Here is a 26,550-nt window from a genome sequence, read left to right as displayed (position 1 = left end):
CTATATCTAAGGTCACAATTCGTTACGAATCTTCACACGTTGAAGACGCAGTGCATTAAGAACAACAGAAACCGAGCTTAATGCCATGGCTAGGCCCGCCACCCAAGGTGCCAATAAGCCAAGCGCAGCAATGGGTATACCTAACGTGTTGTATCCGAGTGCCCAGACCAAGTTTTGTTTGATGTTGCGCATCGTTTGGCGGCTCATGTAGATCGCATCCGGAATACTGGCTAAGTCCCCGCGCATGAGTGTCACATCGGCAGCCTCCATGGCCACATCCGTGCCCGTTCCGATCGCCATCCCGATATCAGCCGTCGCTAGCGCTGGTGCATCGTTAATACCATCTCCAACCATCGCCACTTTCTTTCCTTGCGCTTGAAGTTTTTTCACTTCTTCCGCTTTGCCTTCGGGTAGAACCTCCGCACGAACATGCTCAATACCCACTTGAGCTGCGATCGCTTTGGCTGTCCGTTCGTTATCACCGGTAATCATGATGACCTGAATGCCCATAGCCTTCAAACGGCTAACCGCGGCATGTGATGTCTCTTTGACGGTATCCGCTACAGCTACTATACCCCCGTACCCTTTATTGATGGTAACAAGCATAGCTGTTTTACCGGACTCCTCCAGCTTCGACATCGTGTCGTCTTCAGTACCCTTCACATCTACACCGAATTGCTCCATGAGACGTCGTGTTCCGATGAGCAGCTCTTTCCCTTCAACGACAGCTTTAATGCCATAGCCTGGGATGGCTTCGAATGATTCTACCGTGGGCAGTTCAACACCCTTTTCTCTAATCCCTGCTACAATCGCTTCTGCGAGGGGATGCTCCGAGTTTCTCTCCGCCGCGCCTACAAGTCGTAGGAATTCCGCTTCGTCACCTTCCGCGTATACATCGGTAAGTTCTGGCTTTCCTTTGGTGACTGTACCTGTTTTATCTAAAATGATCACATCAATCTGATGGGTCTTCTCCAGATGCTCGCCGCCTTTGAACAAAATGCCCAGTTCGGCCGCGCGCCCTGATCCCGCCATAATCGAAGTCGGTGTCGCTAAGCCCAGCGCACAAGGACAGGCAATAACCAAGATGGCTATAGCTTTTTCCAAAGCCCCTGCAAAATCGCCCGGTGTCACTACAAAATACCAGACTAGGAAAGCGATAAGGGATATTCCCACAACGATAGGGACAAAAATCCCTGAAATAACGTCGGCCACCCGTTGGATCGGCGCTTTCGAACCTTGCGCTTCTTCGACAACTCTAATAATTTGTGCCAGTGCAGTATCTTTCCCTACCTTCGTTGCTTGGATGCGAAGCATGCCATTTTTGTTAATGGTTGCTCCTATTACCGCATCACCAGGTTTCTTAGTTACGGGCAGACTTTCGCCAGTGAGCATCGATTCATCCACCGAGGATAAGCCCTCGAGTACTTCTCCATCGACTGGTATTTTATCTCCAGGGCGGACAAGCAGGACATCCCCAGTTATCACTTCTTCAATGGGTATGTTGAGCTCTTGACCTTCACGGATAACCATCGCGGTCTTCGCCTGCAGCCCCATCAAAGACTTAATCGCTTCCGATGTCCGTCCCTTAGCCAAAGCTTCAAACAATTTCCCCATGATGACTAACGTAATCAGTACAGCGCTTGTTTCATAGTACAGAGACGGTCCATGATGCATGCCGGCTCCACCTATCACCCAATCGATCGTTAAATACAGACTATAGAAGTAAGCTGCTGACGTTCCTAGTGAAACCAGTACATCCATGTTGGCAGAGCCATTGCGCAGCGCTTTATAAGCACCTTCGTAGAATTGTCTTCCGATGTAAAACTGAACCGGCGTTGCCATCATCAATTGAAACCACGGATTCATGAACAATTCCGGTATCCAAATCCATGAGGTAAACGAAAAGTGGCTGACCATCGACCACAGCAACGGCAATGATAAGATCGCAGATAACAAAAGCTTTCGCTTCTGCTTTCCAATCTCTTGCTGCCTGTGTTCAGCGGGGTCGCTTTGCTCTTGTTTAGGAACAGCTTTGTAGCCAAGCTTCTCAACCCGCTTCTGCATATCAGATACCGTAAGATCAGCAGGATTGTACACGACATGGGCCGTTTCCATTGCAAAATTTACGGTAGCCGCTCTCACACCAGGTAACTTGTTTAAAGTCTTCTCTATCCGCTGGGCACAAGCCGCACAGGTCATGCCTTCAAGCTGTAAATCAACGGCTTCCTTCGCCGTATCATAGCCTAGCTTCTGAATGCTTTGTTCCATCTTGGCAGCATCGATACGACTAGGGTCATAAATTACCGTGGCTCGCTCCATCGCGAAGTTGACGTTGGCTTCCGTGACCCCTTCCAACTTGTTCAAACCCTTTTCAATCCGATTAGCACAAGCGGCGCATGTCATTCCCGTTATCTGCAGTGATGTTTGCTTGGTATTTGTTGCAGCATCAGCAGTTTCCATCATCTACACCTCTTTTAGTTGACGTCGTAGCCTTGATCTTCAATCGCTTCTTTAATCGCATCTTGCGTCAGCTTATTTTCATCAAATTCCACATGGACCGTTCCGTTCGCTAAGTCAACTTTCCCTGTAGCGCCTATCGTTTTCAAAGCTCCCTCAACGGAATTCACACAGTGGTTACAGGACATGCCAGCTACTTTCAACGTTACATTTTGCATCGTTCATTCTCCTTTATATATTAGATTTATTTCATCTTTGTGAGAAAACCTATATCGAGGCCATTCAATGATGAGCGACCGCGTTTATATGTAGGTTTTATCGCCAATAAGAAAGCTGTTTTCGGGAGACGAAAACTTATACTTTCTTATGTGGTAAAAGGTTACCGACTACTTCAGTTTGGCCAACTCGAAATTGTTCAACAACCTGATCTTACTTTTAGTATACCCCCCTACCCTATATAAGTCAAGTCGGAAACTTATTTACATCGTATACGAATATCGATTATATCTAACTTTTAGAGGATGAATTCGTACCCTAGAGCATATCCTATCAATAAAGCACCTTCGGAACATCCTGCCTAATTCGTTTAAAAAGCAATAGATCCGTGTAATTAAACACAGGAGGTGTTTTCTTATGAAGATCATGATCACAGCTGCAGAGGCTATAGAAAAAGGGGTTTGGCTAGAGCTCCTTCGTCTCTTCGGCAGAGATGCAGATGAGGATATTTGGCCTCAACAGGAGTTTATTCTAACGGAACAACAGGCGATTAATTTGAACCTTATCAAGAAATAGGGACACATAGCATCTAACTCACATAAGGACCTCACCTATTTGGTGAAGTCCTTTTACCTACGTTGGTAGGATCTCCAGATCCATCATTTCATGAGTTTATTTATCGTTGTTAGTAACTCGGTTATTACTTCTTCATCGCCTTCTTGAATGCGATCAATCACACAGCTTTTCATATGATGCTCAAGTAATTGCTTACTTACCCCATTTAACGCGGATTGGATGGATGAAATTTGATTCAGCACATCGTCACAGTACGTATCTTTCTCAATAAGCCCCTTAACACCACGAATTTGCCCCTCGATCCGGTTCAATCGGGTGATTAGATTACTCTTGGCTTTATCGGAATGGTGACTCTTTCGTTCGCTTGAAGTTGCACACATGTCGTGTGAGTGGCTCTCCTCCGTCATCCCAATCACTCCTTTGTTGATTGCATTTTATCATAGCCCCCCACCCTATGCAAACGACAAAAGGAATGAATAATAGCTCCATGCAATTGATTCAAAACTCCGAGCCAGATAAGAAAATTTCTAGAGACCTTAGCCTAATACGTTAAAAAAGACCGGGAACACTTCTTACAAGTGCTTCCGGTCCCTATGCTATCTCTTCTTTATGGATAGACTTCCATTTCCCATAACGAGTAACCATATTGCGTATTACGTTGTGTGCCTGACATTTTTACATACCGTATATTTTGCTGTGTTAAACCGATATTACGTATTTCTACTTTTTTGTAGGCATTGGCATTACCTGGCTCTTTTATCCCACCTTAGGCGCAATAGATGGTGACACCATAGCCAACCGGTTTTTCATCGATAGGAATAAAGTAAAGATGGCAAGGAATGCCACAACGATAGCCAGAATCCATATCGCGTTGTTGAAGCCGAACGCTGTAGAAGCTACCCCGCCACCATAGGCGCTAAGGCCTTGGAACAAATAAGCCACAACTAACACTGCTGAGATAAACTGTACGCGATACTGAACAGGCGAGTTGATAACGACAATCCCGATTCCCCCTGCTGCAGAGAACCCATAGCCAAGTCCACCTAGGACCGACGAGACCATGAACAGAGCGAAAGAATGTAATTCCGAAGCGGTAACCAACATAACGACTGTCAAAAAGACAGCAATCATACCAGCACGAATGGATGTTCTTGGGCCTAAGCGCCCTGCAATTGTTGCACTAACAGCACCAAGCAGATACGATATCGACAGAACCGTTCCGATCACTAGAATGTCATTCGTTCCAACGACATCACGTGCAATCTGCGCTCCTAACGATAAAAATACGGCACCATTTGCGAAACCCGCTCCTACTGCTAATGCGGCTAATGCGTATAACCCCCATTGTCCTGGCGGGATTTGAATGCCTTGCGGCTTCCAGCCCGTTTTCCTGACAGTTTTATTTTGAGGAATGAAGAAACATAAGATCATACTAATCAACACAATGGCTGTCAAAACCCAGTAACTAAAATGCAGCGGTGATGGGGCATATTTGATAAGAACTGCACCGATAATCGTTGCAAAAAACAGCCCACTAGCTTGTGTGATTGTATTAATGGATCCAGGGAATTTCTGATTAGACTTCGGATTAAATTCGACAAGTGCCGCGGCACCAGATCCTGCTGTCAGTCCAACTCCAATTCCTTGCAGTATACGACCACCAAATAGCCAAAATACATTCGGAGCTGAAGCAAAAGCTAGTGCGCTTATGAGTAGAAAAATAAGTCCGATTAATAACGTGTTCCTACGGCCAATGTAATCTGAGATATTTCCTAATAGAATAAGGACCAGAATAAGTACGATCGGATACGTTGCAAAAATTCCTGTCGTTACTGCCTTAGAAAGATGCCACTCCGAAGCATAAATAGGAAAAACAATCGAAGGAGCTGTACTTGCCCACAAGCTAACTATTAAGATCCAGGCTACAGCCCAGAAAGCCGCTTTTGTTGACAAAGTTTTCATTCACGTTTCCTCCTTCAATAGTATTTTCATATCTTGTTTAATCTACTCGATTTTTATGATTTACTCCTTAGCCTGAAACAACTGCGGATACAAGCTTGCCACTCCACCTGCAAGACCTTTCTGCACTTTACGACTTGTATCGTCAGCTACGATTTCCAAACTATCGGCTTCAATGCTGTCAATAGCAATTTTGGCGATATCCGTAGGATTAACTTTTGGCGCTTGAATATCCGCAGTCATATCCGTATCCATAAACCCGACGTGCAGACTAGCAACTCTTATGTTACGAGGAGCCAAATTCAGTCTCAGTACGTTAGTCAACCCCCACTCTGCCGATTTAGCAGCGGTATAAGCTCCAGCGTCTCCGATGCTGAACCAAGACAGGGCAGATAGCACATTCAATATACTGCCTCCTCCATTACGTTCAATAATAGGTGCAAATGCACGAGTCATAGCAAGCGTACCGAACACATGCGTATCGAATTCAAGATGAATAGTTTCCAAATCACTCTCAAGCAACGATGCACCCGTCGAGGATCCTGCGTTGTTAAGCAACAATGTCACATCCGTTGCTACCTCCGCGGCCGCAGCGACCGATTTCGGATCCGTAATATCTAATTGGAGCGGAATAGCACCAGGGATATCTATGGTTTCAGGGTTTCTAGCACCCGCATACACTTTAACCCCTCTAGCAATCAATTCAATCGTTAATTGACGGCCGAGACCTCTGTTCGCTCCTGTTACTAATGCAATTTGATTTGTCATGTTCATTGTAATTCCTCCAGTTCATATTTATAATTATTTAAGAATGATCGTTCTTTAAAAGATCAAAAAAAATGCCTTTAAGTCCACCATGAAATTCTTACACTTCAGTGCAGATTTAGCGTTCGACCTTTCAAGCGTTCTACATCTCCCCTACGCCATATAGCATACCTCATTTAAGAATGATCGGTCAATAACTATTTCTAACCATTCCTTATCCAATCGAATTTCTTTCATATATCTGCATAGCACCCGCGGAAAAAAGAGATAAATTAAAGAATAATCATTCTTTAATCAACAAGCAAACACCGACGACTATGTCATCTTTACACTAAGATCGACATAGCCACCGCAGCTGCATCCTCCAACATTTTGCGATCTGTTGCTGTTTTGGCCATAACGTGCAGACCGTGTCTTGTATTTACGAGAAACCGTGCAAGCTCACGAATGCCAAACTTACTCTTGAGTGCCCCTTTTTGTTGCGCTCGAATCAGGAAATGATAGAACGTCGTTTCCAAATCGAGTGTATGAGCTTCCACACGCAATGCTATAACAGGATCGCTGGTACCTATGCCCATTGCCGTGTTCGTCACAAAACATCCGCGGCGCTGATGCTCATCGCTTAGTGATACATCGATCAGCTTCGTAAAAAAGCGCTGCAAAACCTCTTTGGGTTCACCTTCCTCCTCCAAAATGTAATACACGCGCTCTTTCGCAACCATTCGAAAACGGTCCAAGCAGGTTAAGAATAATTTGTGCTTATCCCCGAACGTATCATACAAGCTTCCGCGATGAACACCAGTATGCTCCACCAAGTCTTGAATGGATGTTCGTTCGTAACCTTTCTCCCAGAACACCTCCAACGCTTTATCTAGCGCAGCTTCCTGATCAAACTCTTTAGGTCTTGCCATCTGAATAACCTCCTTTCCCTAATACTTGCTATCATACATGTTTAAGAATGCTCAGTAAAGAATGGACAAAAAAACGATTTGACAAACGAAATCCAAATCAATACATTTAGTTAGTGTTCTAATGGTTAGACTTCTAACCACACTCGTCATCGCGGATGCGGTTGCCTTCCTCGTCGGGGCGGTCATGCTCTATGTGCTGCGGAATAAACTACAACCGGATTTAGCGCAGTTGGTGCATTAGATAAACTTTCTTGGATTACTTTAGGAAAAAACGCCTAGCGGCGTCCCTGGAGGAAGCTATTCCGTACACCCACTGGGTAACGCAATAGCTTCTTTTTAATTTTATTATCTCTATGTAAGGATATTACTTGGTATCCGAATAAAACGACCGAACGTCGTATATAGTATTCCTACACTTAGCACTTTTACTTTTTCATGAACCTGCTTATCCAACCATCAGCGATGCTTTAGTCCATAAAATGCAGCTTCAACCAATTGTTTTACAAACGTATCATGCAAAGGTTCACCTGTAACCAGCAGACGATAAAAAAGAGGACCATAAATTAAGTCAACACAGATCGCTAAATCAAGCTCTTGTCTTAGCTCTCCTCGTTCTATCCCCTTATGCAAGATCGTAAGCGCTTCTGATCTGCGAGGGAGGATGTAACGGGTCCGGCAAGCTTCCATTAAGATAGGATCAACTTGACCCTCACCGATTAGCGCTGCAATTATATGCCCTTCTTGACTAACCATGAATCTACATAGGTTCGTAGCATGGATTAACACGTCTTCGAATACTTTTCCTGAATCTGGGACTGGCAGCCTGTCGGTTGCCGCGTCTAAGAAACCATCCATCACCACAGCGGCTTTATTAGGCCACCATTTATAGATAGTAGTTTTACTGACTCCCGCATGCTCCGCAATCTTTTCAACAGTGACACCTTTGAATCCATGCAGCAAAAGAAGCTCGTAGGAAGCAACCAGAATGGACTTTTGAGTATTCGGATCTCGTGGTCTTCCTCTTTTCGATGACATTGTGTCCTCTCCTTCGCCCGGCAAATATCTCTAACTTAGTATAATAATTTTGTTAAAGTTGATAAAGTTATATATTTTTCTATTTACAAAACGATACGTTCAGTATATATTAATTTCATCCTAATAAGTAGACGAAGCGTTCAGTAATTAGCGAGCATTAAATTATAGCTGACAAAGGATGATGACTATGATTCAATCAAATGTTCATAATAAGAAAAGCATTTCAAATGGAATGATGTTTCTTCTAGCCGCGGCATGCGGTCTTATTGTTGCCAACCTATATTATTCCCAAACACTAGTAGGCCCGATCAGCTCTGACTTGAGTCTTCCTTCAGGAAGCGCGGGCCTTATTGTAACCATTACGCAAATTGGGTATGTCGCTGGCTTACTATTCATCGTGCCTTTGAGCGATATGTTGGAGAATCGCCGACTTATCGTTGCTCTACTTGCTTTTATAGTTCTTGCCTTATCTGTAGCTGCCTTTTCTCGAGGGACTTTTCTGTTCATGTCCGCATCGCTCATGATTGGGCTAGGCTCTGTCGCCGCGCAGATTCTAGTACCCTTCGCCGCTTATTTATCAACCGAAGAACAGCGTGGCCGCGTGGTCGGCAATGTGATGAGCGGTCTCTTGCTCGGCATCATGTTGGCACGTCCGGTTGCAAGCTTAATTGCCGGCGTGTGGGGATGGCAAGCGATCTTTGCCATTTCAGCTGGACTCATGGTACTGTTGGGGATTTTACTAATAAGTCGATTGCCCGAGCGGCAGCCTGGGAAAGGTCTGACCTATGGTCAATTGGTGGTCTCTCTGCTCAAATTATTCAAACAAACCCCTATACTCCGTCGTCGTGCTTTCTATCAAGCTTGTCTATTCGGAGCCTTTAGCTTGTTCTGGACAACAGTGCCATTGCGACTAGCGGACCAATACGGGATGTCCCAACAAGGTATAGCCCTGTTTGCCTTAGTAGGTGTTGCCGGAGCCATTGCAGCTCCTATTGCAGGAAGGTTGGCTGATAAAAACTGGAGTCGAGCCCTTACGCTCAGCGCCATAACCATTGCTGTTGTATCCTTCATCATCCTTGCTCTGGTTCACAGCAAATCAAATGTTTCACTCGTGTTGCTTTTCATTGCAGCGATTACACTAGATATGGCCGTTTCCGGTAATCTTGTTGTTGGACAACGAGCGATTTATTCGTTGGGGAATGAAACTAGAGGGCGGCTCAACGGCCTTTTCATGGCTATCTTCTTTATCGGGGGAGCCGTAGGATCTTTCGTAGGTGGCCTGACCTATGCGCATGGGGGTTGGGTGGTAACAACTTGGTTCGGTGCATTGCTTCCATTCCTTGCCCTCTTATACTTTTTTACTGAGTCTAAAGCTAAAGCTTAAAGTTATAGGCCAAACTCAACTACAAAGAAAAAAGGCAAATTGACTGCATCAATAGCAGTCAATTTGCCTTTTTATAAATTTAATTATTAATTAAATTATGAACTTTAGAAAAGTATTTGTATTTAATTTAGAAAGCATCCAAAAATTTATGAAATTGGATGAACTTTTCGAAGAAAAATTGTTTGCTTATATAATTGCATCAATATTCTAATCCAAAAGCGAGTCCCTAAGTATCGAGCGGTCATTTGATGTGTGCCTGTTGCTTTGTGTATCGTCAGATATTGAGTAGCTGTCAGTGCTGTCGAGCCAATATAGCCTACAGAGAAGGGAATATAGAAGTGATCGAAATTAATGGATAGGCTTGCTGTCATAATTAAAACAAAAATAGTTGGAGGATCATAAATGCTCTATGAGTAACGATATCTTTCCCAAAACGATTATTAAAGAGAGTTTGTCCTACCCAGGCCCACCAGATTGGAATGAAAATAAGAACAAACTTAGTTAAATATTCAATGGAAATGGTACCTTAATCGGCATGCGTTAAGACACTGTTCGCTTTTGATACTGCTGATACAAAAAGTAGTTCGTAAAAAAGCTCCAACCAGGTTACTTTTTTCTCAACCATAACTTCAAAACTCCGTTTATTTGACGCGATGTTCACTTAATAATGAGGTAAAGGACTATCGGTGTAATGTTCGATAGCCCTCAATTTATTTATTGATTTAGCATTATCATTTATCTACTAAATAAGCCGCAACTTCAGCTAATCGTGAAGCGTATCCCCATTCGTTATCGTACCATGTTGCGACAGATAGGAGTCCTCCCTGTACTTGCGTCAGAGGAAGGTCAATGATGGAGGAATGGGAATCGCCTACGATACGGGAAGATGCCCATTCACCTTCTAAAACATCCAAGACTCCCTTCAACTGGCCATCTGTGGCGGCACTACGGAAAATATCGTTTACTTGTTGTGCCGTACACGGTTTGTCCGTAACAAGGTTTAATTCAGCAATGCTTCCAGTACGAGTCGGAATTCGATATGCCTTACCTGTAATCTGTAAATCATCCCATATGAATTTAAGGGCCCTTGCGGCTCCAGATGAAGATGGAATGATATTTTCCGCAGCGGCCCACGAATCCCGACGATCCTTCATAGGCTGATCCGTAAGTGATTGCGTGTTTGTATAGGAATGGACGGTCGAAAATAGACCGTATTTGATTCCGAAGTTTTCTCTTACGATTTTGACGACTGGAGCCAATGCATTTGTCGTACAACTCGCCATACTTATGATTTTGTGTTTTTCCGGGTCGAAGCTATCCAAATTTATCCCTTTTAGCAATACAGCATCACAATCTTCAAGGCTCTTACTTGGCCCACTAACCAGTACTCGATTTGCACCTCGATCCAAATGCAGTTGAGCAATAGCACGGGTAACGGCTCGGCCTGTACAGTCGATTACCAGATCTACATCCAGGGCCTTCCAATCTGGAACTTCTTTAGACGAATTGATAAACTGAATTTCCCGTCCCCCGATAACCATTAGACCATCCCGTCCGGAGACATATTCTGGCCAGCGTTTATAGTTAGTGTCCACTTCGAAAAGAGCAGCAAGCATCGCTTCATTTTTAATATCTGAAATTGAAACCGGAACAAAAAGTTGATTCTGCAAAGCGACTCTTAATAATTGCCTTCCAATACGCCCAAATCCGAATATCCCTATTTTGCCCATAGTTCATTTAACCTCCATAAATTGTTTAATAAAGTTTTCTTAGCAATCCATGAATTAAATGCCAAATTCATTCGGAATATACTCGATCCGAGACTCGGCGAAAATAGTAATCTGCTTGAGCCGATCGTTGTACGTCACAGGACCATTTTTAACATAAAACCAAATTTTTTTCACAGTTTGATCATCGAATTCGCGAAAAAGAAACACATTTAGTTCCTGTTTCCAACGGAGAATCTCTTGAATATCCACATCCTGTGTAATGATTAAAGTAATTCTCCAACCCTGACCAATAGGTGTCACCGAATATTCCGTGGGTCTTTGTCCGGTATGAATAAATGTCCTGCCTCCAACGGAATGCCTTACAACAATTACCTCTTTCATAAGAACCCTCCTATTCGTTCTTAGGGAAGGTCAATCAGCATTAGAAATGCATCTTCCTCCGCCGTGATACTCAAGTGAGACAATGATTCGATTCGGGCCGTATCCCCTTCACCTAAACGAGTATGATTCACTGCTATTCGTCCCTCAATGACGAATAGAAATATACGGCGTTCCTCTTCCTGCCGAAAGATGATATTTTTGTCTTTATCCAACCTGCATAAATAGAGCGTTAGGTCTTGATGGATTTTAACAATCTGCTCTGATCCCTGCGGATCAACGATGGGGAGCAAGGCATTCTTTAACTTCTCCGAATTGTACCTACGAGTTTCATAGGAAGGATCTAATCCCCGTTCATTTGGCATGAACCACAATTGAAGAATTCTCATCGGCTCACTCTGCGAAGCGTTGTATTCAGCATGAACGACTCCGGACCCCGCGCTCATTCGCTGTACTTCCCCAGTTGTTGTTACTTCCATATTACCCAAGTTATCTTCATGACGAACGGACCCTGCAAGTACGATTGTCAATATCTCCATATCACTGTGCGGGTGGGCACCAAATCCTTTGCCGGGATCTACGTCATCGTCATTGCATACTCGCAAAACCCCAAACCCGGTGTTATTTAGATCATAATAATTGCCGAACGAAAAGCTTAAACGGCTGCGCAGCCATCCATGATCTACGTTAAACCGGGAATCGGCCGGGAATACTTGGATCATTTTAGAGCTCCCCTTATTAGTTATTTTTAAAATTGATTATAACTAACGAACTCACGAACGGGTTTACGATAACCTCGTGGCCGTTGTTTGGAGGTATCCTCCTTACCTATTCCAACCAATAAGACAGGCACATAACGATCAGGAATGTGGAGTGCTTGCCGCATTAATTCAGGATCAAAACCGATCATTGGACATGTATCCCAACCTCTTTCCTTTGCAGCGAGCATAAATAATTGTGCGGATAAGGAAGCGTTACGAATCGCCTCATCCCGCATAAAGCTTTCCCCTCTATCTTCATAAAATCTTGTAACAGATTCAATTGTCATATTGTATTCTTGTTTATTAATAACTCCTAGATTAAGAAATCCTTCATTTATTCTTGCTACATCCTTATAGGCATCCATGCTGCCAAGCACTAAAATTGCTGCCGATGCCGATTGAACCTTATACTGTTTAAATGCAGCTTGATATACGTCTTCTTTGACATCGGGGTCATTCACCACCACATAATGAGTATGCTGTAAATTAAATGCCGAAGGGGAAAATTTCACAAGATTAAAAATCTCGTCAAGATCTCGTTCAGATATTTCTTTTCCTGGGATAAATTTATTTGCAGATCTTCGCTCTTTAACCACTGAAGTAAAATCGGTCAATTGAACACATTCCTCTCGGGATAAAGCATCAAATTTATTACTCTATCACACGTACTTGGATAGGTGATAAACCTTTTTCGATTTCTGCACGGTTAACCTCAAACCATTCCGGAAGCATCAATTTTTCACCTAATTCATCAGGCTGCTCATCAACTGCAAATCCGGGTGGATCCGTCGCGATTTCAAACAGTATACCGCCTTCTTCACGAAAGTAAATCGCATTGAAATATTGCCGGTCGATAATGGGTGTAGGATGAAGACCATGTTGCTCAACATGAGTTCTCCATGAAGCATGATCTTCACTATCCTTTGCGCGCCATGCAATATGATGAACCGTACCGGATCCACTGATGCCCCACTCCATTGCTGCAATGTTTACGTCAATAACATTTCCAATACTTCCCTTCGATTTATAGCGAATAAAGTCTTCATCTTGTTCCACCTTTTGAAGACCTAAGACCTGCTCTAGTACATTCATCGTTTTTTCGGGAGCGGTACTATAAAGGACAGCGCCTCCAAAACCTTTGATAGCTTTATCAATTGAAACACCACCGAACGACCAATGACTCAAATCCCCTTCCTCGCGCTCCACAATCTCTAGCTGTAAGCCATCCGGGTCTGAAAATGTTAAGTAATTCTCATCAAACCTCGTCTTTAAAGAATAAGAAACATGAAAGCTTTCTAGGCGCTCTTTCCAAAAATCGATTGCACCTAAAGGAACGACATATGTTGTTATACCGACCTGTCCACCACCTATACGTCCTTTACGACCCAATTCATATGGAAAAAAGGTGATTACTGTACCTGGACGACCTGATTCATTACCGAAATATAAATGGTAAACTTCTGGAGCGTCGAAGTTGATCGTTTTTTTTACAAGTCTCAGACCTAGTACTCCTGCATAAAAGTCCACATTTTTTTGCGCATTCTTTACAAAAGCCGTTATGTGATGGATCCCATCTGTATGTTTTTCCATTTTGTAAACACTCCTCGCATGATCTTTAACTGTTTGTCCTATCATATTGAAATTATTATTCATGAACAATTTCATTATTTCTATATCATGTATAGTCATTAGCTATATCTTCAGTGGCGAAGTTAATATAAGCATATTTATATTTTATATAGATAGATTCATATTGAAATCAGCTTATAATTTTATTTATAAGAGGCTGTCCCAAAAGTCATTTAAATGACTTTTAGGACAGCCTCTCACTTAGATAGATAATACAACTAATTTTATTAGCAGAACAAAATATCTTTCAATATGGTTTTCCTCTAGAGGAACGATACTATAATTTTAATCTATCGAACGTATAGAAAAAAGAGAATTGATTGATATATTACGTTTCAATACGATAGAAACATGCAACGGACTTCATAACTAGTTGTTTCAGATGCTGTCGTAACTAATAAAATGAAAGGTGGGATTCTACATGATAAATGACAAAATCGATTTGCTTACTTCAGGTGACTCTGCCATCATCCTTATTGACCATTAACCACTAATGTTATTTACTGTGCAAAGAACAGAAAGACAGGGAATGGCTAAAACAGTAAAAATATTTAATGACCCATTGTAGCAGACACTCGGTTGGAACCTCTGAGGCACGAAGGGGCAGCATAATTACCAAAATATGAACAAGTCAATAAAGTGTCTAATATTTCAATATAAAAGGAGCCAACAACCATGAAAAAAATACTTACAAGCCGTACAGTAACAACGCTAGCACTTTTAACTGCTGTCGTATCGACAAGCGCATTCGGAAATATGATCGTTGCAAAGGCAGAAACGTCTGCTGCGACTGCCGCTAGCAAAGACAAACAAGCCATTCAGGCAAAGGCGGTTCCGTCTCCAAGACTGCTGACACCAACGAACCATACGTTGCTTATGATCGACCATCAACCGCAAATGGCATTTGGTACATCGTCGATTAACATCCAAGAGTTACGTAATAATGTAACTGGACTTGCTAAAGCAGCTAAGGCTTTCAATGTTCCAACCATTTTGACAACGGTAGCTGCAAAGTCATTCAGCGGACCGATTTTCCCAGAAATTCAAGCAGTATTCCCTGATCAGCAGCCAATCGACCGTACAACAATGGATGCTTGGGAGGATCAACGTGTTGTAGATAAAGTGAACAGCTATGGTAATAAAAAGCTAGTCATTTCTGGTCTATGGACAGAGGTTTGTGATTTATCTGCTGCTCTTTCCGCGATTGATCAAGGATATGAAGTATATATTGTTACCGATACTTCAGGTGGTGTATCAAAAGAAGCTCACGACATGGCCATTCAGCGAATGATACAAGCTGGTGTAACACCAATTACATGGGAACAGTACCTGCTTGAATTGCAACGTGATTGGGCACGTTCTGAAACGTACAAAGCGACAACAGATATTGCTAAAGAACACGGTGGCGCTTATGGATTAGGTATTATTTACTCCCAAGAAATGTTTGGCGGTAATGAGGGACATTAATCGATAAGCATTCAAAATTCACGAAGTAAATATTACTTCGTGAATTTTTTTCATCAATCAATTGAATGGTTTCAATACGTGTTAAATTTAAGATACTAGGAAATTATATAAATTGATAAATGAAGCCATAGGAAGGGATTGGATGAAAAGTGAAACCAATTCAGGTAAACGAATGGCTAGACGAATACAATGACTATATGCTGCTCCATAAAATGTTCGGTGATCAAACATATTCTGACGAAGCAAAAGAAATATTGGAGAGCATGAAAATATATGTTTGTGCTGGGCTAGAGAGCAATTTGAGGAAGCTTTTTTTTAATTCCTATTTGTAATGGCCATAGTCGGCCAACTTTTTCGATTGTTCTAGAAAAAAGTCGATACATGTTTGAACCAAAGGATTGTTATAATGATGCTTCTTAAAAATAAGCTTGATCTCACGAACTGGCGTTGGATCTACAAGACGAATCATTTTCAATTTCTGACCAAAAAAGCTTTCAATTAAAGAAGCAGGTAAAATAGCTGCCCCCATCTTATGCATTACCATAAAAAGAAGAATTTCCGCAGAAGTTGACTCGAACTTTGATTGCAAAGATTTGGTAATCTTATCGCTACATATATGAAGTTGATCGATTAAACTTATCTCCCTAACAAACAAGGCAGAATCTAAATTTTCTAGCTCCTGAAAAGAAATAACGGTTCGATCTGCCCACGGATGATCCTCATAAACGACCAATGCTTGTTCTTCTTTATATAGGTGCATCATATGAATTTCTTTATTTGCTTCATGATTGTCGGTAATGCCAATATCGATACTACCATTTAATAATTGCTGTGATGTATTCTCTGCACTGACAAATTTCAATGTGATATCAGGATATTGTTCATGGAATTTTAAAAGCCAGGGTATTAAATAAAAAAAATCCATAGATGGGATGCCTAGTAAAAGTTTTTTTGTTCGAGTATTGCGTAACTCATAAGTTTCTTTCTTCGATTCTTCAATGAGCCTCATCACGAAAAGAGCTTTTTCGTAAAGTATTTCCCCGGCAGCTGTAATCTTAACCCCTCTACCCTCTCTCTCAAACAAAGGAGTTCCAACTTCCCCCTCTAAAAATCGGATTTGTTGACTTAATGTAGGTTGAGAAATCATTAAAACTTCTGCAGCCTTAGTATAGCTACCTTGTTTACAAATTTGAATGAAATATTCTAATTGTCTGAACATGAAGATTAATTCACTCCTATTTTTACAATAAAGTTGTATCGCACTTAAGCATTTGCCCGCTGTGGTGATGAGCGTGATCAGATGTTGCTCAACTTTGTAAACATTATATCAAGGAATCTGTCATGTAATATATCCGCTAGATTTCAGGTAAGGGTTGCTAGATTTTAGGGCTGGTGCGTTAAGAACACTATGCAATATCATCAATTTGGTTTTATATTATCCCTAACCACCCGCTTAGTTAATACTCTTAATTATACAGAAAAAAGGTACAGTCTCTTCAAAAACGAAGAAATCTGTACCTTACTTTTATACAAAGAGGGCCTGCTAAGTTCAGTGCATTCTTATCTCTCTTGGATTTCAAACAGCCTGCGCTGGCTTCGGTATTCCAGTGCTGTGATGCCTTCGGTATCCTTGAATATTCTCGTAAAATGCTTCACATTTTCAAATCCAACCTGATCACTGATTTCGTACACCTTCAAATCAGAGTGCACCAGCAGCTCCTTCGCCTTGTCCAGCCTTAACCGGCGAACATAGTTCGAGAAACTCTCACCGTAGTATTCTTGGAAGGCTTGGCTGAAATACGAGTAATTGAGTGAGAAGTGGTTGGACACGACCGCCATGTTCAAATCGTCGGCATAGTGCGTCTGCAAGTAGGCGAGAACTTTTTGCATCGTATTTGGCTCCGTAGGCGCTTGCTCTCTCCGATCTTGGATGAATCGATCCAGATTATTGAGAAGCTGCTCAGCAACTGCATAATAATGTTCAAATCGATCGAAATTCCCGATATGGCCAACAGAGGCGTAGTCACTTAATAGGCCAAGCACTTTATTTCCATATATGCCGAATACCTTGTCGAACAGCTCTTCATTGAGCAGCTGGCTAATCCGTTCCAGGTAGCCGATTTCACAGCAGCTAATGATACGAACATCTAGAATTTGATCGAGAAGCTGCTTCATTTCGTTACCTTTTCCCATTCCCATCAGATTCGACAATCGTTGAATCAACTCAACAGGAACGACATGCCGCTCATTGCGCTTACTTACGCTGGTGTAATCCAGCACATCGAGTTCTGGAAGTACAATACTGTATTTCAAGGTTTGTTTCGTTTGGCTATATGCCAACCTTATCTGCTGTATTCCTTGAACAGACTCGCTAATCGCGATTCGCAGCTGCGACTCGTCTACACTCAACCTCCACCGTTCCGTCAACTGGTAAAAGATAGCCGGATCGCGTGCGATCATAATCGTTCCGCCTTTTCCATCACGCGTAAGCATCCAATCCATATGCCCTTGTAACAGATCAGCGATTTGATTCCTGAAAGAAGCAGCATCCGTACTGCTAGCCTGTGATCCTTCACCGCGTCGCGTGAGCAAGCCCAGCGTATATCCTGCATCCAACCAGCTAAAGCCTGCCAGCTCCAGCTTGTTCTGTGTTATCGCATCACACACATCCTTCTGGGTCAAATGCTGGGTAACTAGCTCGGCAGCAACAAGGCTGGCATCTACGCCCGCCTTGTCTGCTCGCTCTTCTCTCATCCTTATCTCCCTAATTAATCGCTCCAGGACGGCAAACAAATCCTCCCGTATCACAGGCTTCACGAGATAATCCTTCACAGCATAGCGAATCGCTTTCTGCGCATATACGAACTGATTATAGCCAGACAGCAGTACAATCTCGGGCCTTACGGAATGCTCTTGCAGTTGCTCGAGCAGTTCGATCCCATCCATAATTGGCATTCGGATATCTGTGAACATAATATCCGCAGGCTCCTGGCTAAGCAGCTCCAGCGCCTCTTGTCCATTCTCGGCAAATCGGTAGTTGAACAGATTAGGAAATTGCCTCTCAATCACCGATTGCAAGCCCCTCTGAATGATCTTCTCGTCGTCGACGATTAGCAAGCTAATCATAGATTTCTAATCCCCTTCCATGACCCGATACGGCAAAGTCATGATTATGCGTGTATAGCTTCCTTCCTGACTCTCGATCTGAATCCCATATTCACTCCCATAGCTCATCACTAAGCGTTGGTCCACATTACGCAGACCGATTCCATTGCTTTCCTGGTTATTTTTGCAAACGACTAATTGCCGAACATCCTGGTATGCTGACTCTTCCATTCGAAGCATTCGATTCAATAAGCCCAGCTTCTCTTCCGGTATCCCGCATCCGCTGTCAGTGATCTCTATGACACAAGCTTGATCACGCCGGACGGCAGAGATCATAATGACAAGATTCCCGTCGCTGGAATGCATCCGGCTCATCCCATGCTTGATTGCATTCTCGACTGCGGGCTGCAGTGACATTTTGAGCGATTCCTGCATGAGGCATTCCGGTACAATCGACAATCGGAGATCAAGTCTTCCATCATAACGAATGTTCATGACGGATACATAATGCTGGACCTGCTTAATCTCATCGCTGAGCATCACGTGATCCTGCTTCCATTCCATCGAATACCGCATCATACCGCCTAGCGAAGTCATTATGTCCGATATGAGGTACTGCCCTTCAATCTCCGCCAGCATCTTGACATTCTCCAGCGTATTGTAGAGAAAGTGGGAATCGATTTGGTTCTTCAGCGCCCGAAGTTCCGCTTCTTTGCCTGCCGCCTGCCTAGCTGCCTGCTCTTGAATAAGCTCGTTAATCTTCAGAATGAGCTTATGGTAATGCAAGCCTAGCTCTCCTACCTCATCGGTACCAGTTATCGGCGGCAGCTCTACGTTGAAGTTACCGCTTCTTACCTGTTGCATCGATTCTCTTAACGCTTTAAGCCTGCGCAAAATTATCGCCTGCATGGAGTAAGATAGCAGTACAAGAAAGGCCACTAGTAACGAAATGAGTAAAAAATAAAGAATTCTCGAATGGTTAATCCCTTCCATCGTGTCCGCAAGACTAACCATATTGACCAGATGTACGTCGATCGATGGAATGTAGCTCTGAAATGCTAAGTAGGAGTGCCCATTAACCTTGAAATGTACCTTCTCGAAATCTGTATTACTCGTCAGCTTCACACTGTTCATCAATTGCTCCGAACTGTGTTGTTCGAACACAGGTGAACCCTTCAAGCTGAATACCTGTCCGCTCCTTGCTACTACGATCAGCTGGGAATTCTTGTCCTGCACACTACTGAACGTTCGAGAGAAGAAATCCGACAACTTCATCGATATTTCTAGAATCCCGTTATGTGTTGCGTTATCCGCATATTTAAATTCCTGCAAATACGTCATGAAAGGCTCATTCTGCGATGGTTCGGATGGCATACCGGTGAGGGAGACGTTCTCCTGTATCTCCCACCAAGGCAAACCGCTCTGCTTTATCACCTCATCATGCCAAGGCTTGTCCTGAATACGTGATTCCTTTAGAATGACTGGCCAAATTTCATTCACATAAGGGTTGTCAGTGAATAACCGGACATTCGCAATTCGTGGATTGTTGAACAGAAAATATTGAAAGTTGTTGACAACATCACGCTTAATATGAATAACACGCGCTGTGTCCTGAATTTGTTTAATTTGTAGATAATTGTTCATTTCGCGATTGGATAACGCAAGCTGATCAGTCCATCCCATCAGCTCCATGTTATTCTCAATGTTTATCTTTTCGACTGCCAGCACATTCTCATTGTTCTTCGTCAATTCTTCCATTGCCTTGGAGGACTCTTCATTGAGCGTATACCAGGAGAATAGAACAACCGGTATGAAGATAACGAACACAAATGACAGAATCAGTTTGAATTGAAGCGAAAGTTTGAACGTAAATGCACGTATCCCTAATAGCCAACGGATTGCCGCGAATCCCATCTCCTGTTTCACATCCTGCTGCTTCCTCTATAGAACTATTGATTGAGCGCCTACTTCAGCTTCTGTACATTTCGTTCATAGGCTGCTTGGCGGCTAGCAACGAGGGCTTCATACTCTGGATCCTCGGTAATGCTTTTCTTGAATTCGGTGAACAGTTGATCGAATTCAGCATCCGACTTGGACATCAGCAGCTTCGGCAGCGTCTCGGCCCAGAGCCGCACGTTTTGTTCTTCCGCAATACCTTCCTTCGTCGTCGGGTCTGGATCCAGATTGTCGAACTCGGTCATGCTGATCGTCTTGCCCCTCGTCCAATCGGCAATTTGTTTGGCAGGCTCAACATCCATTCCCGTCATCCATGCTAAATTCATGTTCGTATCCATTAACATCCAGTACATATAAGAACCGCCATACTTGCTATCGAACGCTTTGCGATCGGTGTTGAGCAGATGCATGACTTCCGGCAGGAACTGATCTTTACCGTCTATCGTATCGTAGGTAATGCCCTTCTCTCCTAAGTACAGATCCTTGTTTCCCTCTTCGCTGAGCAAATAGCTAAGGAAGGCAATTGCCCGTTTCTTATCCTTGACATTCTTCGAGATGAGCGTCACCGTCCAACCGGAGACGCCATTTCCTGCAAGTGTTGGCGCATCATTCGCATCATTCGCCGGACCATCAATCGCGATATACACCTTATTCGGGTCCTTCTGATACAACGCTTGATTTATCTCTGTAAAATCAGACCACTGATACAGCATGGCAAAATAGCGCCCTTGCGATATTTTTTCATCCTTTTCCAGTCGTTTTTCATCAATATAGACATCTGTCGGCATCAGTCCATCCTCATGCGCTTGGCGGAACACCTTCAGCCATTTCAGATAGGTTGGATCGCTTCTGCGGTCGTACAGTTTGCCGTTTTTCTGCTGCGGAATGGCTAGAAAGTTCTGAAGATACGTATCCAGCGAAAAGTTACCAGTTTCCGTAAATTCATGCAGGCCGATCGGAATGAGCGGCTGGCCGTCCACTTCCGGAAAACGCTCCTTCGCAGCCTTCAGCGCGCCGAGGAACCCTTCCGGCGTGCTCATATCCGGCTTCCCAAGTGCTTCATACATGTCTTTCCGAACAACAAAAGTCTGATTAGACGTAATAAGCTTACCATATTTTCGATAATCCGCAGGGGATGAAGATGCATTCGGGTAGCCATACACATTGCCGTCAGCCTGTGTATACCAGCTAAGCTTCGCGGGGTCTGCGACTTTAATAAAATAAGGATCATACTGATCCGCTAGCTCATTCAATGGAAGTACCATATCTCCCTTAATCATCTTCAACACGGCATCCTCGTACCAACCTAGCGTGATGAAGTCAGGGAGGGTCCTTGCTGCCATCATCGTGTTGAGCCTCTCGCTGGCGTCGCCAGCAGGAGTGATAAAGTTCAAGCTGACGCCCGTCTTCTTCGTTACATAATCGGAAACGACGTTTCCTCCCCACTTGCTGGTGAACCAATCGAAATTGATATACCAGTCAAACGTAATCGGTGTCGTGTCCAGTTTCCAGGCAGGCACATCCGGAGAAGGCTTCTTTCGAGAAGCCTCTGCCTGCATAGCGTTCGAGTTTGTATGACCCTCCACAGTGCCATTACTCGGTGTACCAGTGTTCCCAAAACAAGCTGTTAACATCAAACACATCATCAGAGTTAGTAAAAGCATTGCTGTTTTACGTATTTTTTTCATTCATAATTCTCCTTCGTCTGTGCAATGGTGTACTTAATATCCTATGTATAGGAGAAAGCGGTAATATTGCCATACGCAAACAAGCTTACTGCTGCGCAGAACCCTTCCAGCTAGTATATAGGTTACTACAAGAAAAATAAAGCTTACATTTTAGGTAGGGTTACTCAGGTTTTCTAAGCCGCCAACGTAATAAGCGAGCACGACAAGGAATTATTCCTTCGTCTTGCTCGCATTCGTTAGCGATGATGTTGTAACTAATTCTTCATTATTGCAGCACCGCTTGGACATATGGATTCATCTCTTGAATGAATTTGCGTACAGTAGACCTCATAGTAACGGAATTAAAATATACAAGAGAGATATCCCAACATGGAACATTGCCTTCCAATTTTACAATACGCAAAGAATCGTCCTTTAGACTTTCAAGCAAAGATGTTGGTATAAGAGCTACTCCAAGTCCAGATCGAACCCCATGAATCAATACTGCAATGGAGGACGTTTCTATTATAGACTTCAAGGTAAACCCATAAGAGAAACAATACATTTCAATTAATGATTTATTTTGTTCTCGAAACATAATCGAATTCATTTGCATCAAGGATCGAAAAGGAATCGAAGATTTATCGGCCAAAGGATGTTCTGAGTGAATCAATAGCGCCATTTCTTGTCTATACAAATAAGTCGAAATGACCGAAGCATCTAAAATCGGATTTGCAGTAATTCCAATGTCTACCCTTTGTTCCAAAACTTTTTTCTCGGCATCCTCTGCAGCAATAATCTCCAATAAAATATTCGGGTACTTTTCGCGAAATCTCATGAAATAAGGAGCTAGATATCCAAGCTCAGCAGGACAACATCCAATAGAAATTGTTTCTCTAGATATATTGTTTTGGCCAAATATTTCATTTCGCGCCTCTTCAAGAAGATTCATAATAGCGCTACCCTTATTCAAGAGAATTTTCCCCGCTTCCGTTACTTCAACTCCCCTACTTACCCGATCGAACAATGGAATATTATACTCATCTTCTAATACCCGCATTTGCTGACTTAGTGTAGGCTGAGTCACACCTAGTTCTTCTTTAGCTTTGGTAAAACTTCCTGATTTGCATATTTGAATAAAATACTCAAGCTGGCGAAGCTCTATATAGATCCCTCCGATCATCCCAGAATAGAAAAGTACTGATGTATAAAACTGCCTCCAGGTGCCCATTCTAGGCGAACACCTCCCTGTTCTCAAGGTACACTAGCATATTTTGTATCCAAAATTCCCGTATCGTGGTGATTGTTAGACCTTTGTAAACATTATATCAAGGAACCTGTCATGCAATATATCCGCTAGATTTCAGGTTAAGGTTACTAGATTTTAGGGGTGGTGCGTTGGAAATACTACGTGTGTAGACTAAAAATATGAAGAGCCCGCTTCTCGATAGGAAGCAGGCTCTTCTTTTACTAGGTTTTTATATAATCTAACGGCTTTCATAACCCTGCGTTTTTGCTTGGACATCCTATTGGGCCTACTGGGGCCGCTTTATTGAAAATCGTTCTCCGAGCTTCGAATAGAAATCTCCTGCGAGCCGACTTACCGGCTGAAGTTTATTTGGATCAATCCGGCCTTCCTGATATAAAGATTCATGAATATGGAAATGAACGATGCGCCCAATCAATAGATCGCAACCTGGCATTGCTGTATTCCCTCCAAGGGGTATCGCCTGCTCGAGGACACACTCCATTCTAATCTTAGCTTCAGCTACACCTGGAACATCAATTGCCGTACTAGGAACAGGAGTTAAGCAGGCCCATTCGACTTCACTTTCGTGCGATGGCAAATTGACCGCCGTTTGATTGACCGCCTCAATATTCGACTCATCCGAGATGTGAACGACAAACGCTCCCTTTTCTATCGCATTTCTTGAGGTGTCTTTCTGTTTGCCCTGTTGCCGTTGTACGGAGATTGACAGCATGGGCGGATTCGAAGTAACAATATTAAAATAGCTGAAAGGAGCAGCATTCAGTATGCCGTCTGTCGATAGAGTCGTCACAAACGCAATCGGCCGAGGAAGAATACTTCCGATTAGCAGCTTATAATTGTCCCGTTCCGTTTGATTGTTAGGATTAATCGATATCATAGTTACCCTTCTTCCACATATAAAGTATGCGAACAGGTTAGGAATAGAAATGCTTTTTGAACCATTGAGCTGCCGCATTGATTTCTTGGTGCGTTACCTGATGACCCGCATGCTCCCAGTGTATTTCAACGGAAGATCCTGCACCTTCGAATAGCGACTGCAGTTCTCTGGTTTCTTCTTGAGAAGAGATTGGATCATTTGTTCCGGCACCAATAAATATAGGGATTTGAGCTAATTCGGGAAGTATTATACCCCGACGAGGAACCATAGGATGGAATAGAATCGCACCTTTTAATGAATTCTTACAATGAAACAAGAGGCTTCCTGCAATGTTGGCACCGTTAGAATACCCGACGGCCACGACATTCTGACGGTCGAATTCATTTTGGTTCGCTGCTTGATCAATAAATTCGTTCAACTCTTCCGTTCGAAACAAAAGGTCCTCCTCGTCAAACACACCCTCAGCCAATCTCTTGAAAAATCGTGCCATTCCATTCTCCTGAACCTCGCCTTGAATACTTATAACATTGGAGTCCGGGGCGATCATTTGAGCAATCGGTAATAAATCGTATTCCGTCCCGCCCGTGCCATGTAATAAAAGAAGCGTTGGCAGCTTCGGACTTGAGCCTTTTCGAAAAATATATTTCATGGCTTGAACGACTCCAATTCACGCACTTGAATAGGAGGCAAGTTCTTTTCAATTTCAGCACGATTGCTTTCGAACCATTCTGGCAGCATCAGTTTTTCACCTAATACATCTGGCTGCTCATCAACTGCAAAGCCAGGTGGGTCCGTGGCAATTTCAAACAGTATACCGCCTTTTTCACGAAAGTAAATCGCATTGAAATATTGCCGGTCGATAATAGGTGTAAGATGAAGACCATGTTGCTCAACATGAGTTCTCCATGAAGCGTGATCTTCATTGTCCTTTGCGCGCCATGCAATGTGATGAACCGTACCGGCTCCACTTATGCCCCACCCCATTGCCGCAATGTTTACGTCAATAACATTACCGATACTTCCCTTCGATTTATAGCGAATAAAGTCTCCTTCTTGTTCCATCTTCTGAAGACCTAAGACCTGCTCTAGTACATTCATCGTTTTTTCAGGATCGGTACTATAAAGAACAGCACCGCCAAAACCTTTGATAGCTTTATCTATTGAAACACCACCGAACGACCAATGACTCATATCCCCTTCCTCGCGCTCCACAATCTCTAGCTGTAAGCCATCCGGATCTGAAAATGTTAAGTAATTCTCATTAAACCTCGTCTTTAAAGAATAAGAAACATGAAAGCTTTCTAGGCGCTCTTTCCAAAAATTGATTGCACCTAAAGGAACGACATATGTAGTAATACCAACCTGCCCTCCACCAATACGCCCTTTACGACCTTCATAGGGAAAGAATGTAATTATGGTGCCTGGACTTCCTGCTTCATTACCGAAATATAAATGGTATACTTCCGGGGCGTCGAAGTTGATCGTTTTTTTTACAAGTCTCAGACCTAGTACGCCTGCATAAAAATCCACATTTTTTTGCGCATTCATTACAAAAGCCGTTATATGGTGGATCCCATCTGTATGTCTTTCCATTTTGCAAACACTCCTCGCATGATCTTTACCTGTTTATGTCCTATCATATTGAAATCATTATTCATGAACAATTCCATTATTTCTATATCATGTATAGTCATTAGCTATATCTTCAAGGGCGAAGCTAATATAAGCAATATCTATACTAGATATAGTCAAATTCATATTGATAGTTGTCTATCAGGGCTTATAAGATAAAGCTGAATAAACTTCCAATTAAAAGAAGTTTAAGTTTAAGGATAATTCCCGGCCGGATGAATTGTTCTTTATTACATTAATAAGGGGGAAGTTTTATGGGAGTACGTTTTTTAAAAATGGCTGTCGTTTATATTTTGGTTGGTATTTGCATCGGTATTTACATGGGTACAACACTTAACTTTGCATTAACAAGCGTACACGCTCATACAAATCTTTTTGGGTGGGCAACATTGGCTCTTTGCGGATTTACGTATCTTCGTTTTCCCAAAGCGGCGGAATCTACTTTAGCGCAGTGGCACTTCTGGTTGCAAGGCCTCGGCCTGCCCGTCATGCTTATTCCCCTCACTTTAATGGCCCATGGATACTCTCCGAATTGGGTTACAACACTAAAACACATTGGTGAAGCTGTAGCTGGAATCGGCATCTTTGTTTTTGCTGTCAATGTTTTTACTAACATAAAAGCAATGGACATTCATGCTAACCATAAGCATGATATCTCCCTGTAATACTCAGATACGTAATTAATACAGTGGTTGCGGGTGATAATTATTATGCTCAAAAGGTGGCCGTTTGGTTAGCAGAACATAAATAATCCAAATGAAAAAATCTAAAAACA

General features: G+C 42.8%; 24 protein-coding genes and 1 pseudogene. 4 read left to right on the top strand and 21 right to left on the bottom strand.

Annotated elements, in window-relative coordinates; all coding sequences use genetic code 11:
• Positions 1 to 12: 12 nt before the first annotated feature.
• Positions 13 to 2,463 (bottom strand): heavy metal translocating P-type ATPase, encoded by a 2,451-nt coding sequence (locus ACSQ8O_RS03975; protein WP_436240510.1) that lies wholly within the window; start codon positions 2,461 to 2,463, stop codon positions 13 to 15.
• Between the two features lie 11 nt (positions 2,464 to 2,474).
• Positions 2,475 to 2,675: a copper ion binding protein gene (locus tag ACSQ8O_RS03970; protein ID WP_056618135.1), complete on the bottom strand. Its 201-nt coding sequence runs from the start codon at positions 2,673 to 2,675 to the stop codon at positions 2,475 to 2,477.
• A gap of 415 nt (positions 2,676 to 3,090) precedes the next feature.
• Between ACSQ8O_RS03970 and ACSQ8O_RS03965 the strand changes: the two genes are divergently transcribed.
• Positions 3,091 to 3,249, top strand: a complete 159-nt coding sequence (locus tag ACSQ8O_RS03965; protein WP_436240509.1) for a hypothetical protein — start codon at positions 3,091 to 3,093, stop codon at positions 3,247 to 3,249.
• A gap of 83 nt (positions 3,250 to 3,332) precedes the next feature.
• Here the strand turns inward: ACSQ8O_RS03965 and ACSQ8O_RS03960 are convergent, their stop codons facing one another.
• The 5 genes from ACSQ8O_RS03960 to ACSQ8O_RS03940 form a co-directional block, all read right to left on the bottom strand.
• Positions 3,333 to 3,656 carry a metal-sensitive transcriptional regulator gene (locus ACSQ8O_RS03960; protein ID WP_056618141.1) on the bottom strand — a complete coding sequence of 108 codons (324 nt, stop codon included), beginning with the start codon at positions 3,654 to 3,656 and terminating at the stop codon, positions 3,333 to 3,335.
• Positions 3,657 to 4,005: 349 nt separating this feature from the next.
• Positions 4,006 to 5,211: an MFS transporter gene (locus ACSQ8O_RS03955; protein WP_436240508.1), complete on the bottom strand. Its 1,206-nt coding sequence runs from the start codon at positions 5,209 to 5,211 to the stop codon at positions 4,006 to 4,008.
• Positions 5,212 to 5,271: 60 nt separating this feature from the next.
• A complete protein-coding gene (locus tag ACSQ8O_RS03950) occupies positions 5,272 to 5,982 on the bottom strand; it encodes an SDR family oxidoreductase (protein WP_436240507.1) in 711 nt (236 codons plus the stop codon).
• 317 nt (positions 5,983 to 6,299) lie between these two features.
• Positions 6,300 to 6,884, bottom strand: coding sequence for a TetR/AcrR family transcriptional regulator (locus tag ACSQ8O_RS03945; protein ID WP_436240506.1), 585 nt, complete (start codon positions 6,882 to 6,884; stop codon positions 6,300 to 6,302).
• A gap of 456 nt (positions 6,885 to 7,340) precedes the next feature.
• Positions 7,341 to 7,919 carry a TetR/AcrR family transcriptional regulator gene (locus ACSQ8O_RS03940; protein ID WP_436240505.1) on the bottom strand — a complete coding sequence of 193 codons (579 nt, stop codon included), beginning with the start codon at positions 7,917 to 7,919 and terminating at the stop codon, positions 7,341 to 7,343.
• Between the two features lie 187 nt (positions 7,920 to 8,106).
• Between ACSQ8O_RS03940 and ACSQ8O_RS03935 the strand changes: the two genes are divergently transcribed.
• On the top strand, positions 8,107 to 9,303 hold the full coding sequence (locus ACSQ8O_RS03935; protein WP_436240504.1) for an MFS transporter: 1,197 nt from the start codon (positions 8,107 to 8,109) through the stop codon (positions 9,301 to 9,303).
• 197 nt (positions 9,304 to 9,500) lie between these two features.
• Here the strand turns inward: ACSQ8O_RS03935 and ACSQ8O_RS03930 are convergent.
• From ACSQ8O_RS03930 to ACSQ8O_RS03905, 6 genes and pseudogenes are all read right to left on the bottom strand, one after another.
• Positions 9,501 to 9,928 (bottom strand): annotated as a pseudogene (locus ACSQ8O_RS03930) (low temperature requirement protein A); the annotation flags it as partial.
• A 106-nt stretch (positions 9,929 to 10,034) separates the two neighbouring features.
• Positions 10,035 to 11,033, bottom strand: coding sequence for a type I glyceraldehyde-3-phosphate dehydrogenase (locus tag ACSQ8O_RS03925; RefSeq protein WP_436240503.1), 999 nt, complete (start codon positions 11,031 to 11,033; stop codon positions 10,035 to 10,037).
• Positions 11,034 to 11,087: 54 nt separating this feature from the next.
• The gene (locus ACSQ8O_RS03920; protein ID WP_436240502.1) at positions 11,088 to 11,414 is read right to left on the bottom strand and encodes a hypothetical protein; all 327 of its coding nucleotides are present in this window, start codon (positions 11,412 to 11,414) and stop codon (positions 11,088 to 11,090) included.
• A gap of 20 nt (positions 11,415 to 11,434) precedes the next feature.
• Positions 11,435 to 12,133: a pirin family protein gene (locus ACSQ8O_RS03915; protein WP_436240501.1), complete on the bottom strand. Its 699-nt coding sequence runs from the start codon at positions 12,131 to 12,133 to the stop codon at positions 11,435 to 11,437.
• A 26-nt stretch (positions 12,134 to 12,159) separates the two neighbouring features.
• Positions 12,160 to 12,786: a nitroreductase family protein gene (locus ACSQ8O_RS03910; protein ID WP_436240500.1), complete on the bottom strand. Its 627-nt coding sequence runs from the start codon at positions 12,784 to 12,786 to the stop codon at positions 12,160 to 12,162.
• 37 nt (positions 12,787 to 12,823) lie between these two features.
• Positions 12,824 to 13,762, bottom strand: coding sequence for a ring-cleaving dioxygenase (locus tag ACSQ8O_RS03905; RefSeq protein WP_436240499.1), 939 nt, complete (start codon positions 13,760 to 13,762; stop codon positions 12,824 to 12,826).
• A 915-nt stretch (positions 13,763 to 14,677) separates the two neighbouring features.
• Between ACSQ8O_RS03905 and ACSQ8O_RS03900 the strand changes: the two genes are divergently transcribed.
• On the top strand, positions 14,678 to 15,268 hold the full coding sequence (locus ACSQ8O_RS03900) for a hydrolase (RefSeq protein ID WP_436241935.1): 591 nt from the start codon (positions 14,678 to 14,680) through the stop codon (positions 15,266 to 15,268).
• Between the two features lie 322 nt (positions 15,269 to 15,590).
• On the opposite strand, the gene ACSQ8O_RS03895 is transcribed toward ACSQ8O_RS03900, so the two are convergent.
• The 8 genes from ACSQ8O_RS03895 to ACSQ8O_RS03860 form a co-directional block, all read right to left on the bottom strand.
• Positions 15,591 to 16,487 (bottom strand): LysR family transcriptional regulator, encoded by an 897-nt coding sequence (locus ACSQ8O_RS03895; protein ID WP_436240498.1) that lies wholly within the window; start codon positions 16,485 to 16,487, stop codon positions 15,591 to 15,593.
• A 341-nt stretch (positions 16,488 to 16,828) separates the two neighbouring features.
• Positions 16,829 to 18,394, bottom strand: a complete 1,566-nt coding sequence (locus ACSQ8O_RS03890) for a response regulator transcription factor (RefSeq protein ID WP_436240497.1) — start codon at positions 18,392 to 18,394, stop codon at positions 16,829 to 16,831.
• 6 nt (positions 18,395 to 18,400) lie between these two features.
• Positions 18,401 to 20,299 carry a sensor histidine kinase gene (locus ACSQ8O_RS03885; RefSeq protein ID WP_436240496.1) on the bottom strand — a complete coding sequence of 633 codons (1,899 nt, stop codon included), beginning with the start codon at positions 20,297 to 20,299 and terminating at the stop codon, positions 18,401 to 18,403.
• 38 nt (positions 20,300 to 20,337) lie between these two features.
• A complete protein-coding gene (locus ACSQ8O_RS03880) occupies positions 20,338 to 22,017 on the bottom strand; it encodes an extracellular solute-binding protein (protein ID WP_436240495.1) in 1,680 nt (559 codons plus the stop codon).
• Between the two features lie 265 nt (positions 22,018 to 22,282).
• Complete coding sequence (locus ACSQ8O_RS03875) at positions 22,283 to 23,227, bottom strand: LysR family transcriptional regulator (protein WP_436240494.1); 945 nt, start codon at positions 23,225 to 23,227, stop codon at positions 22,283 to 22,285.
• Positions 23,228 to 23,531: 304 nt separating this feature from the next.
• Entirely contained in the window at positions 23,532 to 24,143 is a 612-nt protein-coding gene (locus ACSQ8O_RS03870; RefSeq protein ID WP_436240493.1) for a flavin reductase family protein, read from the bottom strand.
• A 37-nt stretch (positions 24,144 to 24,180) separates the two neighbouring features.
• Entirely contained in the window at positions 24,181 to 24,792 is a 612-nt protein-coding gene (locus ACSQ8O_RS03865) for an alpha/beta hydrolase (RefSeq protein WP_436240492.1), read from the bottom strand.
• The gene (locus ACSQ8O_RS03860; protein WP_436240491.1) at positions 24,789 to 25,736 is read right to left on the bottom strand and encodes a ring-cleaving dioxygenase; all 948 of its coding nucleotides are present in this window, start codon (positions 25,734 to 25,736) and stop codon (positions 24,789 to 24,791) included. The genes ACSQ8O_RS03865 and ACSQ8O_RS03860 overlap by 4 nt, the downstream gene beginning before the upstream one ends.
• Before the next feature lie 293 nt (positions 25,737 to 26,029).
• On the opposite strand from ACSQ8O_RS03860, the gene ACSQ8O_RS03855 reads away from it, so the two are divergent.
• Positions 26,030 to 26,440, top strand: coding sequence for a hypothetical protein (locus ACSQ8O_RS03855; protein WP_436240490.1), 411 nt, complete (start codon positions 26,030 to 26,032; stop codon positions 26,438 to 26,440).
• The last annotated feature ends 110 nt before the right edge of the window (positions 26,441 to 26,550 follow it).

It is taken from the genome of Paenibacillus sp. LjRoot56 (assembly GCF_964253335.1).
GTDB classification, from domain to species: Bacteria; Bacillota; Bacilli; order Paenibacillales; family NBRC-103111; genus Paenibacillus_E; species Paenibacillus_E allorhizoplanae.
This window is presented reverse-complemented; position numbering and strand designations above follow the sequence as displayed.